The 14,860-nt window shown below is 70.5% G+C and carries 18 protein-coding genes; 8 read left to right on the top strand and 10 right to left on the bottom strand.

The annotated features are described in order from the left end of the window. Positions 1-28: 28 nt before the first annotated feature. Positions 29-487 carry an RICIN domain-containing protein gene (locus tag OG472_RS40415; RefSeq protein WP_383577848.1) on the top strand — a complete coding sequence of 153 codons (459 nt, stop codon included), beginning with the start codon at positions 29-31 and terminating at the stop codon, positions 485-487. A gap of 369 nt (positions 488-856) precedes the next feature. Here OG472_RS40415 and OG472_RS40410 read toward each other — a convergent pair whose 3' ends face one another. The 5 genes from OG472_RS40410 to OG472_RS40390 form a co-directional block, all read right to left on the bottom strand. Beyond that, positions 857-1,315, bottom strand: a complete 459-nt coding sequence (locus OG472_RS40410) for a hypothetical protein (RefSeq protein WP_405942901.1) — start codon at positions 1,313-1,315, stop codon at positions 857-859. A gap of 2 nt (positions 1,316-1,317) precedes the next feature. Beyond that, the gene (locus tag OG472_RS40405; RefSeq protein WP_405942900.1) at positions 1,318-1,815 is read right to left on the bottom strand and encodes a hypothetical protein; all 498 of its coding nucleotides are present in this window, start codon (positions 1,813-1,815) and stop codon (positions 1,318-1,320) included. 29 nt (positions 1,816-1,844) lie between these two features. Then, on the bottom strand, positions 1,845-3,134 hold the full coding sequence (locus OG472_RS40400) for a hypothetical protein (RefSeq protein ID WP_405942899.1): 1,290 nt from the start codon (positions 3,132-3,134) through the stop codon (positions 1,845-1,847). A gap of 30 nt (positions 3,135-3,164) precedes the next feature. After that, positions 3,165-3,590: a hypothetical protein gene (locus OG472_RS40395; protein ID WP_405943245.1), complete on the bottom strand. Its 426-nt coding sequence runs from the start codon at positions 3,588-3,590 to the stop codon at positions 3,165-3,167. 385 nt (positions 3,591-3,975) lie between these two features. Then, positions 3,976-4,332 carry a hypothetical protein gene (locus OG472_RS40390; protein WP_405942898.1) on the bottom strand — a complete coding sequence of 119 codons (357 nt, stop codon included), beginning with the start codon at positions 4,330-4,332 and terminating at the stop codon, positions 3,976-3,978. A 90-nt stretch (positions 4,333-4,422) separates the two neighbouring features. Between OG472_RS40390 and OG472_RS40385 the strand changes: the two genes are divergently transcribed. The 3 genes from OG472_RS40385 (at position 4,423) to OG472_RS40375 (ending at position 6,241) form a co-directional block, all read left to right on the top strand. Further along, positions 4,423-4,962, top strand: coding sequence for a hypothetical protein (locus tag OG472_RS40385; protein ID WP_405834191.1), 540 nt, complete (start codon positions 4,423-4,425; stop codon positions 4,960-4,962). A gap of 725 nt (positions 4,963-5,687) precedes the next feature. Beyond that, positions 5,688-5,831, top strand: coding sequence for a hypothetical protein (locus OG472_RS40380; protein WP_405942897.1), 144 nt, complete (start codon positions 5,688-5,690; stop codon positions 5,829-5,831). Then, positions 5,828-6,241, top strand: coding sequence for a TraR/DksA family transcriptional regulator (locus tag OG472_RS40375; protein ID WP_401610843.1), 414 nt, complete (start codon positions 5,828-5,830; stop codon positions 6,239-6,241). The genes OG472_RS40380 and OG472_RS40375 overlap by 4 nt, the downstream gene beginning before the upstream one ends. A gap of 857 nt (positions 6,242-7,098) precedes the next feature. On the opposite strand, the gene OG472_RS40370 is transcribed toward OG472_RS40375, so the two are convergent. Next, positions 7,099-7,464, bottom strand: a complete 366-nt coding sequence (locus OG472_RS40370) for a hypothetical protein (RefSeq protein ID WP_401610842.1) — start codon at positions 7,462-7,464, stop codon at positions 7,099-7,101. A 198-nt stretch (positions 7,465-7,662) separates the two neighbouring features. On the opposite strand from OG472_RS40370, the gene OG472_RS40365 reads away from it, so the two are divergent. Beyond that, a complete protein-coding gene (locus tag OG472_RS40365) occupies positions 7,663-7,908 on the top strand; it encodes a hypothetical protein (protein ID WP_405942896.1) in 246 nt (81 codons plus the stop codon). Positions 7,909-8,357: 449 nt separating this feature from the next. Continuing rightward, positions 8,358-9,410: a serine hydrolase domain-containing protein gene (locus OG472_RS40360; RefSeq protein ID WP_405942895.1), complete on the top strand. Its 1,053-nt coding sequence runs from the start codon at positions 8,358-8,360 to the stop codon at positions 9,408-9,410. Between the two features lie 123 nt (positions 9,411-9,533). Here OG472_RS40360 and OG472_RS40355 read toward each other — a convergent pair whose 3' ends face one another. Then, the gene (locus tag OG472_RS40355; protein WP_405942894.1) at positions 9,534-10,946 is read right to left on the bottom strand and encodes an MFS transporter; all 1,413 of its coding nucleotides are present in this window, start codon (positions 10,944-10,946) and stop codon (positions 9,534-9,536) included. A gap of 101 nt (positions 10,947-11,047) precedes the next feature. Between OG472_RS40355 and OG472_RS40350 the strand changes: the two genes are divergently transcribed. Further along, the gene (locus tag OG472_RS40350) at positions 11,048-11,575 is read left to right on the top strand and encodes a winged helix-turn-helix transcriptional regulator (RefSeq protein WP_401610835.1); all 528 of its coding nucleotides are present in this window, start codon (positions 11,048-11,050) and stop codon (positions 11,573-11,575) included. Positions 11,576-11,676: 101 nt separating this feature from the next. Here OG472_RS40350 and OG472_RS40345 read toward each other — a convergent pair whose 3' ends face one another. Together OG472_RS40345 and OG472_RS40340 are read right to left on the bottom strand one after the other, a co-directional pair. Continuing rightward, a complete protein-coding gene (locus OG472_RS40345; RefSeq protein ID WP_405942893.1) occupies positions 11,677-12,225 on the bottom strand; it encodes an NIPSNAP family protein in 549 nt (182 codons plus the stop codon). After that, positions 12,222-12,689, bottom strand: coding sequence for a hypothetical protein (locus tag OG472_RS40340; protein ID WP_405942892.1), 468 nt, complete (start codon positions 12,687-12,689; stop codon positions 12,222-12,224). The genes OG472_RS40345 and OG472_RS40340 overlap by 4 nt, the downstream gene beginning before the upstream one ends. Positions 12,690-12,745: 56 nt before the next feature. Between OG472_RS40340 and OG472_RS40335 the strand changes: the two genes are divergently transcribed. Beyond that, entirely contained in the window at positions 12,746-13,675 is a 930-nt protein-coding gene (locus tag OG472_RS40335) for a helix-turn-helix transcriptional regulator (RefSeq protein ID WP_405942891.1), read from the top strand. A gap of 548 nt (positions 13,676-14,223) precedes the next feature. Here OG472_RS40335 and OG472_RS40330 read toward each other — a convergent pair. Further along, complete coding sequence (locus OG472_RS40330; RefSeq protein ID WP_401610826.1) at positions 14,224-14,664, bottom strand: VOC family protein; 441 nt, start codon at positions 14,662-14,664, stop codon at positions 14,224-14,226. Positions 14,665-14,860 lie beyond the last annotated feature (196 nt).

The following is a 14,860-nucleotide window of genomic DNA, read 5'->3' as shown; positions in this document are numbered from 1 at the left end:
ACGATGGGAAGGGGACATCATGAGGTTCGTGCGACGACTGACGCTGCTGGCGGCGGTCACCGGGATGCTGGCCGGCTCTGTCTTGACCGGCTCGCCCGCGTTTGCCGCGGCACCGCTGCTCAAGTCCAACCTGAACGGAAGGTGCGCCGACATCTTCATGTTCCATCAGGAGAACGGCGCCTCCACCGTGACGTGGGACTGCCACGGCGGCACCAACCAGCAGTGGTACTGGGACGGTGAGCAGATCCGTTCCAACATGAACGGAAAGTGCCTGGAGATCTACGGCCCCCACCTGGGCGACCAGGGCTCGGTGAGCATGTGGGACTGTAACGGCGGTCTCCACCAGAAGTGGTACCGGAACGGGAGCGAGATCCGTAACCGGGTGAACGGAAAGTGCCTCGACATCCTGGCCGGCCGGCCTGACATCGGGCAGCTCCTGGTGAGCTGGAGCTGCAACGGCGCGCGGAGCCAGAGCTGGGACTTCTGAACGCCTGCCCGGCCCGGCGCATCACGTGCCGGGCCGGGCAGGTCCGCACCCGGGGGAAGTCGAACCTCAGCGCTCAACCCTCCGCCCGTGCAGGAGAGATGCCCGTCTCACGGTTGTCTGTGGCCACGTGCCTGCCGGTGGGCGAACCCCTCACCGGCCACGAAGACTCCGTACCGGGCCTGGCGACGACTGCCCTGGATGGCCGTCCGGTCGCCGTCACCGGGGGCGCGGACGACAGCATGCGGGTGTGGGGACCTGACCCGTCGGGAGCCGGCCGGACAGGCGGCGGCCCAGCACCCCGCGCCCGGCGTTGCTCTCGTGCCAGTGACCCTGCGGGTGCAAGGGCCCTGACACGGCCGGACCGGCCGGTCAGTACCGGAACAGGACTCCGCGCCAGGTCCATCCCGCGTTGAGGACCATGGTGCGCAGGGGATCTCTCACGTCCCGCGTGTCGAAGCGCAACGTCTCCACCTTGTGCCGACGGCCGTCGGCACCCCGCTGGAACTCCCACTGCCGGTACACCTTGAAGCCCCCACGGCCGTACTGCTGACCGGAGTCGTGCGACGGCTCCCACCGCTCCTCAAGGACGAGCACCTCGTGCTTCGCCGGGACCAGGCGCATGCGGGTCTTGAGCCTCAGTTTCGCCTTCGGGATCGTGCACTCCGCCACCAGGTCGGCCTTCTCCTTGGGCAGGGCATGGCGCACGCTGAACGGTACGTTTCGGTTGTTGAGCGCGAGCAGCGCTTCCCTGAGCTCCATGGTGGGCAGGGGTCCGACACCGCTGTCGGGGTACTTGGTGCCGGTCCACTTGTCCCAGAGGCGGCCCATCCTCAGACCCCCGCCCCGGTGTCCGGGCGCACCGTGCGCACGAAGTCCTGGAACTCTCCCAGGACGCCGTCGTGCTGGGCCTCGGTGGCGGTCAGAGCAAGCCGGATCATCGCCCGCCTGTGTGGGTCCTCGGTGTCCAGAACGGCCAGATAGACCTGGGACTGGACGAGGTTCCGGCGGGCGTCGCCGGCGGTAGCCGAGAAGTTCAGCCGCTGCGTCAGAGCAGGTGCGTCGGCGGAGCCGGCCTCGTGGCGGTGGACCACCAAGACCGACTCGGCGACCTCGCGCAGGCGTTCCACCGAGGCGTCGGCGACCTCGACGAGCGTCACCGGGTCCTTCAGGAATCCGCCGTCGATGGTGATGTTGGCGCTGAACCCGGCGTCCGCCTGCGGATGCACCGCGGCGAAGGCCACGTCCGAGGCGCCCCCGTCCGGCGGGGCAGCCAGACGCCACCCCTCCGGCAGTCGGAATTCGATCGGCACCGGCAGTGTCGTGGGCATCTCGGGCCCTCCTTCCACGGAAACGTGCATCAGTCGAGCAACCAGTCCTTGAAATCGCCGGCGGCGTCGCCGACCGCGTCGGCCGCGTCACCGGCGGCGTCGGTGAACTTCTTCGGATCGAAGGTGAACTCGAGCCCCAGTTTGCCTCCCTTGCCGGGGGAGAGGCCCGCATCTCCTCCGACCGACCACACGCCGGTCTCCTTGTCCCTTTTCCATCCCCACCAGGCCTCCGCACCAGGACCGGCCCACGCCTCGGCCGTCCCGCCGATGCCGATCCCGGCGTACTCCGTGCCCCCGGCGACGGCGACCTTCGCTCCGGCGAAGGCCTTCGCGCCAAGGGTGACCTCGTCCTTACCCGCTTTGAGGGTGCCCGAGACTTCGGCGCCGGCGAACCCCTCGACCCGTCCGTAGACTCCGAAATGACCGTTCTCGGCCCGGCCCTCGGCCAATGCCCGTACTCCCACGGACCCCTCGGCCTTGGCGACCAGGCCGTCCTGGGTGAACCCGACGTTACCGGTGGCTCTGGCTCCCCCGTACACGTCGGCGATCCCGGAGAGAGCCCAATCCCCCTTGGTCGTCGATCCTTGAGCGGTAACGTGGAAGAGGTCGGCGTACGCCTTGAACGCGGCTTCCTTGCCGTACTTGCCCGGGCCGGTGACGCTCCAGCCGGTGTCGAACAAGCCGTTGGGCTGCGTCCTGATGTCCGCCGGTTCGTGCTTCTTGGCCTTCGCCAGGTCGCCCTCGGCGTAGTTGTTGAAGCCGGTGAGGGTTTCGTCGGCTCCGGTGCCCTGGCCCAGGGCGTCCCTGTTGCTGTCGACGACGGCCGCTTCGAGGGCGTCCTTGATGTGCGTGTCGGCCTCGGAGACGACCTTCACCCGGTCGTCGATGTGCTTCTGCCACTTGCCGACCGCGGTGCGGATGGCCTCCTGGCCATCGGGGTCGTGGTGATAGGCGCTGCGCTCGGCGGCCGTGAGCTTGGAGTAGTCGAACGCGACGTGTCCCTGCTCGGAGACGGTCATGCCGGCGGCTATCGCGTCGTCCCGGGCGCTTTCGAGCTTCTTCTTGAGGTCGGTGAGCTGCTCGTGCGCTCCCCGCAGCAGGCTCGCGACGGCCTTGGCCTGGTTCTGCGCGGCCGCGTACTCGTAGCGGGTCGCCGTGAACTTCGTACGGGCGACACCGGCGCTGACACCGGACCAGTTGTCGCCCATGACGATCTTCTGGACGGTGTCGCCGTAGCGGGTCTCGACCTTCTTGAACTCGCCCGCCATCGCGTCCCACTTGGCGGCGGCCGTCGTCAGCACTCCCAGGTTGGTGCTCATGACCTCGTGGTACTTCACCACCGTGACCCCCTAGACACCGTTCAGCGCCGACTTGAGGAACTGACTGCCCACTCCGGTGTCGTTGCGAGCGAAAACACTCTCGGCTCCGCGCAGGGCCACCTTCTCCGACGACAGACGTCCCATCAGGGTCTTCACCTGCTGGTCCCAGCTCTCCGCCACCTTCTTCAGGCCGGCCGCCGCCTGCCAGCCGTCGAAGTCCTTGTGGGCGGTGCTGGTGGCTTCATCCGCGTGCTCCGCCGCCGACTTCGTCGCCGACTCCAACTCGTCCTGGATTACGCCCGCTGCGGCCCTCTTCTCCGCCGGCGTCGAAGCGAATTCCTTGGACCCGCCAGGCGCGAACGGCCCCTGCGGCCCGCTGTTCAACCGCAAGCCCACCTGCCGGTCCGTGCCGCCCGCGCGCTCACGGCCCCACTCCTGGTCGAAATCTGTTGCCATGTCCACATCTCCCCCGTCGAGTGTTGATCATATGCATAGCAACTGCACACGCAGCAATCGTCTTGGGCGGGATCTGAGGTTTCTCGCGAGCGGGGCGGGCGGACGCGCGGGGCGCTCTGCGAGGTGCGGAATGTTCATGAACCCGCGGCGGACCCGGGCCGGGTGACCGGAAGGTGTGCTCCAGATCAAAGCACCGCAGGAACGCCTGCCAGCGCGCGGACGGATCGTGCCGGCGGTGGACGCAGGCCCGCGGCGGCAATCGGATGCACCAACCACCGACCAGCGCAGAGCGGTTGTTCTGCCACGCCTCCCAGGCATCCCAGGCATCCCAGGCATCCCAGGCTGGCCGTACTCCTTCGGCGCCGCCTTGGATTCCGGGCGCACGTCAGTTGCGGTCCGCTGATGTGCCCGTCGGGCATCCGGGGCCGGGCCGGTCAGAACCAGCGGGGCGCCGAAGACCGGCCGGCTCCACGCCGAGCGCCGCCAACAGCGGGGCACTGCGGTTTCCCGGCTCGCTGAGCAGCCGGTCCAGCAGGTCGGAGGTGCCGCCGGCCATCGTGTCCTTGAGCAGCTCGCGCGGCGGCACCGTGTCCTGGCCTAGGTCCGTACTCGCGATCACCGCAAGCACCCGTTCGAGGTCCACTCCGGTCTCGCCCAGGACCCGGCCCCCGTCGTAGTCGGCCTTCGCCTCTTTCGTCAGGTGCGGGTAGGCCTGCGCGACCGCGGTCTCGACTTCGCCCAACGCACCTCGTACGGCCAACCGGTCAGGCGGAGACCGGTCCCTGGCGAAAATCGGGTACGCGCCGCAGAGGCAGCCTGGCAGGCTGTGGCGGTGACTGAGACGACCCCGTACGACGCCGACCGTGCCGGATTCACCCGCCATGCGCTGGCACGCCTGGTCCTCTGCGATCACGCTGTGGACGTTGCGGACGCCGCCGCTGGCCTGGTCGCCACCGAGAACGACCCTGACACCGGTCCCGGAGGCCGGGTCAGCCAGGCATTCCAGCTCATCGAGCTCGCGGAGCGCGCTCTGATCTCGGCCGTGATCTACGAACGCGAGCGGGGTGGTTCCTGGGCGGAGATCGCCCAGTACCTGGGAATCGGTCCAGCGGAAGCGGGCGAGCGTTTTGCCGCGAACGTGGACGGCTGGAACACGGCCTTCGACGTTCCCTACCGCCTCGACGAAACCGGCCGCAAGCGCATACCGCAGCTGCCCACGGCGGCGTACGACCCCGCATGGGCCTGCGAGAAGCTCGACCGTTGGGCTTATCTCCAGCACATTGGGATCGACGCTGTGAGCTCCGGCTTGGTCATGACCGCATCGGAGGAAGAGTCTCCGACGCGACCTCGGTTTCCGCTGTGCACGGAATGAAGGACGGATTGAGGGACTGCCGATCGGCACAGCCGCCCCACCGTGCCGCAGCGGCCCCGGGATCTCTTTCCGGCGGGGCCACTTGGGTGTCTGACGGCTGACGGCAGTAGTTGACGGCAACGTCAGCGGATCGCCGGTGCGCAAGGCGCTGCGCGAGGCGGTGGGTCCGCGCTGGTGTCTGGACCGGCGGCGGTCTCGGTGAGGTTGTGGAGTGTGCGGCCGAGGAGGTGGTGGCGCCCTGCTGGAGCTGGAGCCCGACGTGGGCGTACACGGTGGCGGTGACGCCGATGTGGGCGTGGCCGAGAGGTCTGGCGCCTGCTCCAGGCGTGCCTACGTCGCCCATGCCGACCACTCCGGGCACACGGTGAGGCGCCCACAGTCCGGGTCGAAGCCGACGGCATCAACATGCCCGGCGAGCTCGGGGGCGATGCCCGCCCACCGGTCGTACAGGGACGCGCCGACCGGCTGCGGGCTTGCACGCCCGCTCGGTGACCAGCGCGCCGCGTGCGGCACCGCGGCCCACCGGCTCGCGCCCATCGTGGAGGTACTGGCGGCACCGACCGCCCCACCGATTCCACCCTTGTACTGCCACCCGCCTGACTACGCCTCAGCCGACGTGAACCCCCATCTCCCTTTCTGGCTTCTGGATTTACTCGACAAGCAGCCGAAGGAGCGGGTCACGGGCACGGTCGCCGTGTGGCCACGCGGCCAAGGAGAAGGTGAAGGTGAAGGTGAAGGTGAAGGACACCGTCACGCACGGACTCGCGACGTGCACGGGCCGCTACCGCAACGGCGGCACCGGCCCGGCCGTGTCCGGACCCGATGACCAGGGAATGGGAAACCCCGGCCGGGTGTTGCCGCACGCATGAGCGATGCATCCCAGCACGGCCAGGACGAGCACGGCCCATCCACGCTCGCGACCACCCGCGCCCGCCTCGCGGCCGACCGCGCCGACACCCTCGCGCGGGCGGCCGCACTGGGCCGCGACTACGACGGGATCGTCGCGGCGAACGCCCTGGTCGCGGTGGACGACGAACACGACCCCGAGGGGGCCAGCACCGCCTTCGAACGGGCCCACGTGGCCTCCTTGATGGCGCAGGCTCGCGAGCACCTGGAAGAACTGGACCAGGCGCTGGAACGGCTCGAACGGGGTGAGTACGGGCAGTGCGAAGGCTGCGGCGGGACGATTCCGCACGAGCGCCTGGAGATCCGTCCGGCGGCGACCACCTGCGTCCGCTGCGCCGAGTCCGGCCAGCGCCGGCCTCCGCGCCCGGCCTGACGACGGCCGGTCAAGGCGTACCGGCACCGCGGCTGGTCTCCACTGGTGGAGCGGGAGACGCCCATGCCGCACTCGATCCCCCAGAGGGTCCAGTGGCGTCTGACGGCGGTCCCAACAATGCTGATCTTCTCGTCGACGTGGGCGAGGGTGAGCTCGAGCCTGTGGCGTATCACCAAGAGCTTGTTCAGGGCCGGCCGCTCCGGCTGCGTGCGGGTTCACCCGGCCGGAGGGTTCACCGGCGGAACGGCACCGCAGGGCGCCCGTACCGGCCCAGCCGAAGATGTCGCTGCGTGCCCGGGCAGCCCGCGCAGTGGATGCCGCCGACGGCCGGTGGGCGCGGGCACGCCCTCCGGACGGGCAGACGGTGAGGAGCGACCGGGGCCGGGCGCGGGCTCGGGCCGGCGCTGCTTTCCCTGGTCGCAGGCGGTGCGGTGCCGGGGCGCGGCGGCCGGTGGGCTGGTGGGCCTCACACGCGGGCACTTGCGGTCACTGGGCCCCCCAACGCGTAGGGCAGCGCCGCGTGGGGCCAACTCCCACTTGGCCCCACGCACAACGAAGCCCCGCCGCACCGAACCATCGAGCCGAGGGGGGCTTCCGTATGCACGGTCACTCCCCCAGGATGTTCTTTCGCCACTCCGGCGGCGACTTTAGTCAGCGCAGCCTCGGCGAGGACTTGCGCCGACGCCGGCGCGCCCCGATGCGCACCGCAGCCTGGTCCGGCCCCCGCAGCGCATGCCACTCGAGCAACGCAACCCCGCCGAGACGGACAGGACACCGGGCAGGCGGGCAGGCGGGCGGGCAGCGGCGCTGAGCGCCGTAGTCGGCGGTAGAGGTCGACTGCCGGCGCCCGCGCGAGGTCAGGAAGTGCGCTTCAGCGTCCAGGTGTTGGGGTTGAAGCTGGGGACGGCGGAGTAGCGGCAGCCGCTCGAGTAGTAGGTGTTGGTGATGGTCCAGCCGGCGGGCGGCCACGTGGATGCGCAGGCGTTGACCTGGGTGCCGACCGGGTAGCCTCTGAGGTCCTTGATCTGCTTGGTGTTGGGCGTGAAGCCGGAGCCGCACCCGCCGCTGTTCCACCACTGGGCGTCCACCCAGCCGTCCGGGGTGAGCGTGCTGGAGCAGATGGTGAGGGTGTCGCCGGGTGCCGCCGACGCGGGGCTCGCGCTGATCGCGAGGGCGGTAACGGCAATGGTGGACAGAGCGGCGGCGAAACGGGTGCGGATCACGAGACGTTCCTTCCTCGGCACGCTGGGATCCCCGCCGACCATCGACAGGCCTTGCCAGGCGCCGTGTCATTGCTATCCGACCAGCACAGGCTGCAGAAAGTCACCTTTGGGGCATAACCCTGCGGCGGTTTAACGCCGCTGCCGACGCGAGATCAACGCCCGTCACGGTGGTCAGCGCTCCAGCTGTGCGATCCCGGAGTGATCGCACCGGCCGAGGCGCCGGTGTTCCCGTTCGCCCAGGCGCACAGCGGCTCCCTCGCGGGGACCGCCAGGGACACGCCCACGATGTCCTTGAACCGGCCGTACATCGCGGAGATGACCAGGGTGCTCGTCCCCGTCGGAGAGTCGGAGGTGTACTGGCCTGCGGCGGGCTTCGGGTTGCGGACGTTCGAGCCGCTGCTGCCCTTAAGGACTTCCCTGCCTTCCGTGTCCGAAAGGGCCTAGGCCAGCAGTTACTTGTCGTCCGGCAGGGTCTTGGGAACGGTGAACCCACACCGGACCTCGGGGAAGCCGGCTCCGCACGCCACGGAACCGGCCTCCTTCAGCGCGCTCACGCCGCACCCGAGGGCGCTGAGCGCCACGTGCGACCCCGCGACGATTCGGCTCCCCCTCCCTCTCCCCCTCCCCATCCGCTTCTGCGCGCCGGGCCCATCGCGAGGCTGCGGGCTCCGTACGGGCCGGGGGTGCCGGGGCGGCGTGCTCGTGCCCGACCACGACCGTCAGCCCAGCGCGCCGCGGCCGGCAAGGGCGCCCGGGCGCCGCCCCTCGACCGCCGCGCCCGCGAGGGCTTGCCGTCATCACCTCGCCGTACTGCTCAGGTCGCAGTGCCGACGGCCGGAAATCATCATCAGGGCGCACTGGTCGCAAGGCGGGACGCCGCCATGATGTCCGTCATGGCACAAGAACTCGCAACGCTCGCCCAGCAGACCGCGGACCGGCTGGCTGAGCAGCACGTCGGCGTGGTGGTGGCCGCGGTGGCGGATGACGTCGTGGCAATACGGGGTGCCGGCACCACCGGCGCACACCATGGGCGTGCCCCCGGCCCCGACACCCTGTTCGAGATCGGCTCGGTGACCAAGTCGTTCACCGCCCTGGCCCTGACGCGCCTGGCATCAACCGGCACGGTGGGCCTGGACGAGCCGCTCGCCGATCTGCTGCCTCCCGGTACGGCCGTTCCGTCACGGGACGGACAGCCGATCTCCCTGCAGCAGCTGGCCAGCCACACGTCCGGCCTGCCGCGACTGCCTCGAGGCATGCTGCTCCAGGCTCTGCTGCGCCCGTCGAAGCCGGATCCGTACGCCGGCTGCACGGCCGACGCCCTGCTGTCCGGGCTGGCCGGGACCCGTCTGGGGGCCACTCCGGGGAAACGGTTCCGCTACTCCAACCTCGGAGCCGGACTGCTGGGGCTGGCCCTCGCCCGCCGGTCGGGCACGGACTACGAGACCCTCATCACCCGTGAGATCTGCGCCCCGTTGGGCATGACCGACACCGTCGTGACGGTGGACGGCACCCGCTCGGAACGCTCCGCGCAGGGTCACGTGCGCCGGGGGCGGCCCGCCGCGCCGTGGCACCTCGCCGACCTGGCAGGAGCGGGAGGCCTGCGGTCGACCGCGACCGACCTGGTGGCCTTCGTACGGGCCCAGCTGGACGGCGGTCCGCCAGGCCTCGCCGAGGCGATCCGCCTGAGCCGTGCGTTCGAGCACCGCAGGAACTCCTTCGCCTGGGTGCACCTCGGCTGGATGGCCCACCGCCTCCACCCACGGCAGGGCGGCCACCTCCAGATCTGGCACAACGGAGGAACAGGGGGCTTCGCCTCCTTCGTGGGGTTCGACCCGGAGAAGCGACTCGCCGTGATCGCCCTCGGCAACACCCGGCGCCCGGTGGACGGCCCCGCCTTCGACCTCCTGCGCACCCTGCAGACAGAGCGTGCGGCCAAGCCGAACTGACCACGGCTCGGGGGCCGGTTCGGCCGAGAACCGTGAACGCGTACAACAAAATGAGATGACGCCTTAGCAGCTCTACAGTCCAGTGCGAGTCCCGTACGTCCGTCGACGGACGGGAATCGCTTCTCAGGCGGCGCCGACCTCCGCGGCCTCTGCGACGTCGGCCGCCTCGACGTCGGCCGACTCGGCGGCGGCCGGCCGCGGCTTGCGGACGAGCGGAACCGTCGCGCAGGCGGCGAGCAGGGACGCCACGGCAACCGCGTACCAGGCGTGCTGGAACGCGGCGACAGCATGTTCGGGGGCCGGGGCGCCAAGGATGCCGACCAGGATCGCGACGCCGAGGACCGCGCCGATCTGGCGGCCCATCGAGGTGATGGCCGAGCCGGTGGCGAAGCGGGCCGGCGGCAGGGCGGCCGCCGACGCCCCGGTCAGGACCGGGAGCGTCATGCCGACGCCGAGGCCGGTCAGCATCATGCCGGGCAGGAGCGAGGCCGCGTAGGACGAGTCGGTGTCGAGGGCCGCGGCCCACCACAGGATGCCCGCCGCGAACAGGACAGATCCCGCCAGCGCGATGCGGCCTGCACCGAATCTGGCGACGGCGGGCCCGATCCGCAGCGCGACCGGCGGCACCAGCAAGGGACCCGGCGCGATCGCGAGACCGGTGAGCAGAGCCGAGTAGCCCCACACGCCCTGGCACCACAGCACCGCGCCGAGCAGCATTCCGGCGAACGCGACGGTGAACAGCGTCAGGGCGGCCGCGGCGGATGCGAACGCCGGAACCCGGAGCAGCGGCAGCTCGACGATCGGCACGGGGTGGCGGGCCGAGCGCAGGACGAACCAGACGCCGAGCAGCACGGCGGCAGCCAGGCCACCGAGGGTGGCGGCGCTCGTCCAACCCCAGTCAGGAGCCTTGATCAGGCCGAGCGCGAGCGTTGCGATCGATCCGGTGAGAAGGGCGGCGCCGAACAGGTCGGGCAGCGGACTCTTCTCCGCCCCAGTGCGTCCGGGCGACGGCAGCACCTTTGCACCGAGCGCGAACGCCGCGATCCCCACCGGCACGTTGACGAGGAACACCCAGCGCCATCCGGCCTCGACCAGCAGCCCGCCGGCCACCGGCCCGAGTCCGGCGGCGATCCCGCCGATCGACGCCCAGGCCCGTACCGCCCCGGCGCGCTTCTCGGGAGCCGTCGTGTCGAGCAGCAGCGCCAGCGACGTCGGCATCAGCAGCGCGGCGCCGGCTGCCTGCACGAGCCGTGCCGCGACCAGCGTCCCCAGGTTCGGAGCGAGTGCGCAGCCGACCGAGGCGAGGGTGAACACCGCCAATCCGGTCAGGAAGACCGGCTTGTGGCCGGAGCGGTCGGCGACACGGCCGGCGACTACGAGGAGCGCTGCGAAGACGATCGCGTAGCCGTTGAGGACCCAGGAGAGGGAGCCGAGGCCGCTGCCGCCGAACGAGCGGCCGATCGCCGGGAGGGCCGCGTTGACGATGAAGAGGTCGAGGTTCGACATGAAGACCGCGGCCGCGACCGTCGCGAACACGGCTCGGGACGCCCTTCGTGGGTTTGAAATTCCAACTGTCATGGACCGGAGGCTAGCGGTGTGAGTTTGAAAACACAACGGACTCGGGAGAGGATGGGGACGTGACCTCAAACAGGAAGCAGGGCGAGAACTCGGTTCCGCACCCCGAAGTCCCCGGTCGGCCGTGCTCCGCGGCCGCCGCGCTGCAACTCGTCGGCGAACGCTGGGCCCTCCTGGCGATCCGCGAGATCTTCTACGGCAACCAGCGCTTCGACCAGATCGTCCGCAACACCGGCGCCCCCCGCGACCGCCTCGCCGCCCGACTGCGCGCACTGGAAGAGGCGGGCGTGGTCGAGCGCCGCGCGTACAGCGAGCGCCCCTTGCGCTTCGAATACCACCTCACGGAGGCCGGCCGCGATCTCGCACCGGTGATGCACGCGCTGCTGACCTGGGGCGATCGCTGGGCGGTGGACACTCCGCCGGTCGCCTTCCGCCATCGCGGCGGGCCCGGATCCGAGCACGACGCCGAGCACGACCTCGATCTGAAGTCGACGTGCCGGACCTGCGGTGAGGACGTCAGGTCGGGAGGTCTCACGATCGACGTGCGGGCGCCTGGATGGGATCGGGCCGGGCCGACCGAAGGCTCCTGAACTCGGCAGCGATCAGGGGTGGGCGGGTGTGGTGCGGGCGGCGGCGAGGATTTCACCTTTTTTGATCACGCTTCTGACGGACCCGTTCGTGGAAGCGCGAGCTAAGCCGTCACGGGTCCGAGCCGCAGCCGCCGGGTGGGCCAGGGTGGTGACTCCGACGGGCCGAACCAGACCCGGACGTCTTCCCCGGTGCGGACGGGCAGGAGGGGGTAGTCGTTGTCGGCATGCTCGGTGCGGTGCAGCGCATGGCCCGGGCCCAGGTGCCGGGCGGCGTACGAGTCGAAGGCGGCAGCGTCGGACGGACGGCAGACGGTCGCGACCACCTCACCGGTGCCCGGCTCTGATGTGAAGCCCGGGCCGCGCAGCAGCAGGACGTCGTCACTGTCGATCATGGTGGCGTTGGCCGCGTCGCGGTGCTCGCGCCAGACCGGGCCGGTGTAGAAGGCCTCCAGCGAGCGTCGGCGGCTCGTCATGTCGGGGAACGCGCGCAGCCAGACGAAGCGGTCCGGGTCGTCCAGGTCGCGGAACCGGCCTCCGACGGTGATGCCGACCGACTGCTGGCCGGTCACGAATTCGCGCTCGAACAGCTCGATCAGCGTCTCCCGGGCTCCGGGGTGCAGCGTGTACTGCCGGAGTTCGACGATGCTCATGCGCCGGCCCGCCCGGTGCGGGTGAGGTCCATGGTCCAGTTGAGCTCCCAGGTACGGCCGTCGTCGGAGGAGAACTCCTGCTCCCAGCGGGCGGTGTCCGGGCCGAGGCGGTACCAGGTGAAGTGCACCCCGATCGGGCGGCCGTCGTAGGTGTCCTCGCCGTGGAAGTCCCCGCGGTCGCCGGTGAAGCCGCCGACCACCGGCGGATCCAGGCGACCCGTCCGGCTGTCGGACCAGTGGATCGACCAGCGCCCCGTCTCTCGGTCGAACAGCCGCAGGGTCACGCCTTGGCGTCCGAGCGTGGGGAAAGTGATCTCGTCGATGTTGCCGGCGCCCGCGAACAGCGGCCGGACCACCGCGTGGCCGGGGAACTCCACCCAGGTGGCGGGGCCCGAGCCGAGCGGTGTGGTGAGACGGCGGTTGGCCACGTCCCAGGAGCCGTGCAGGAAGTCGAAGTCGTCCATGCGCCGCAGGCTATGAGCACTCCACTGACATCCACTGTCAGTGGATACTGACCGGCATGCGCGCGAGTCGGCTGGTCACCCTGCTTCTACTGCTTCAGAACCGGGGCCGGATGACGGCCCAGCAGCTGGCCGAGGAACTGGAGGTCTCCGTCCGTACGGTCTACCGGGACGTCGAGGCGCTCGGCGCCGCCGGTATCCCGCTGTACGGCGCGGCCGGACACGCGGGCGGCTACCGGCTGGTCGACGGCTACCGGACCCGGCTCACCGGACTGACCGCGGACGAGGCGCAGGCCGCGTTCCTCGCCGCGCTCCCCGGCGCCGCCGCCGAGCTCGGCCTCGGCGAGGCGCTCGCCACCGCCCAGCTCAAGCTGCGGGCCGCCCTTCCGACCGAGCTGCGCGAGCACGCCGGACGGATCCAGGAATGCTTCCTGCTCGACGCCCCCGGCTGGTACCGCGATGCGGACCGTACGCCTCACCTGGCCTCGATCGCCGCCGCGGTGTGGGAGCGGCGGGCGGTGGTACTGAGGTACCGGCGCTGGCGGGCGCCGGAGGAGATCGAGCGGCGGGTGGAGCCGTACGGGCTCGTACTCAAGGCCGGCCGCTGGTACTCGGTCGCGGGCGGGCCGTCCGGGATCCGCACCTACCGGGTCGACCAGATCCTCGGACTCCGGCCGCTGGAGAAGCGGTTCGTCATTCCGGACGGGTTCGACCTGGCCGAGCACTGGAACAGCCACCTGGCCGACTTCCGGGCCCGGCTGCACACCGGGGAGGCCCTGGTGCGACTTACTCCGGAGGGCGCCCGCCATCTCGGCGTGACACCCACGGGTGACGGCTGGACGGAGGCCCGGGTGCCCATCGAGTCGATCGACCACGCCCACGGGGAGTTCCTGCGCCTGGGCTCCGACATCGAGGTCGTGGCACCGGCCGAACTGCGCGACCGCATCTCCGCGACCGTACGGACCCTGGCTGCCCGCTACGAGGGTTGACCCCGGGCGGGTTTCGGTACGGCGCCGCCCCTGCCTGAAGCGAGGTCTGCGTGCACTGCTTCCTCACGGAGATACCCCGCTGCCGGCACACGCTGCGGTACGGGACCAAGCTCAGCATCGGGGTGGTGACGGCCGCATACGTGGCGGTGAATCAGGCGGGGAATCTGGGAGACCAAGCTCGCGGCTCGACACTCGACTCTGCGAAGCCGTCGTACGGCCGCCGCAGGGCGCGACCACGGCCGCGGCGGTCTGACGGAGCAACGCCGCAGCCTCTCCTGCCGCCTCGACGGACGTCTGCTCTCCTTGGAAGCCCGGAGCGGCGTTACCCCCGACGAAGGAGCAGTCATGGCTGATCTGACGGACGCCCAGCGTCTCTATGCCTGGGGGCGGTCCCAGTTTGAGAGCCAGGTCGCTCCGGTCGTCTGGGCCGGCGTGCTGGCCATGCCGCTGGTCGTCGAGCGCGGTCCAGGCGAGGGGGCAGGCGGCCGCCCCGCACCACCCGCACACGCACGCACCGCGCAGGACAGCAGCCTTCGGGCGGCCATTTCTCAGCTCAGCTGCTCGGCAAGCGCGAGGATGATTCCGCTCGGCCCGCGGAGATAGCAGAGCAGGTAGCTGTCCTCGTAGCGCGTCACTTCGCCAACGAGTTCGGCGCCGTGCGGCCGGAGGCGGGCGAGGGTGTCCTCGATGTCGTCGACGGTGAACATGACGCGGTGCAGGCCCAGCGTGTTCGCCGGGGTGATCTCCGGCTTGGGGGTGATCGCCTTCGGGGTGTGGTATTTCGCCAGTTCGAGCCGGCCCGAGGCGTCCGGGATCCGCATCATCGCGATCTCGGATCGCATGGCGTCCAGGCCAACGACCTTTCCCGCCCAGCTTCCTTCGATCGGCATTCTGCCTTCAAGCTCCATGCCGAGCTCGGTGAAGAAGGCGACGGCGGCGTCGAGGTCGTCGACGACGATGCCGACGTTGTCCATGCGCTGAATCGTCATGTCCCGGAGGATAGGGGCCGCGTTCGACGCCGTCGGCTCGACCAGCCGTCTCCCCCGTCACCACTCCTTCTTACGGCTGTCGGGGTCGAGCGTCGCGCCCTCACCTTCGGGAGTCTCGCTCGCCAGGCTTTCCACCAGGTGCCACCGGTGCCGCCGTGCGAGTCGGTGCTCGCCACCCGGGAAACAGAATGAACAA

Origin of the sequence: Streptomyces sp. NBC_00207, from assembly GCF_045160965.1 — a bacterium.
Lineage (GTDB): Bacteria > Actinomycetota > Actinomycetes > Streptomycetales > Streptomycetaceae > Streptomyces.
Note: the sequence above shows the minus strand (reverse complement) of the source record. Positions and strands in the feature narration are given on the sequence as shown.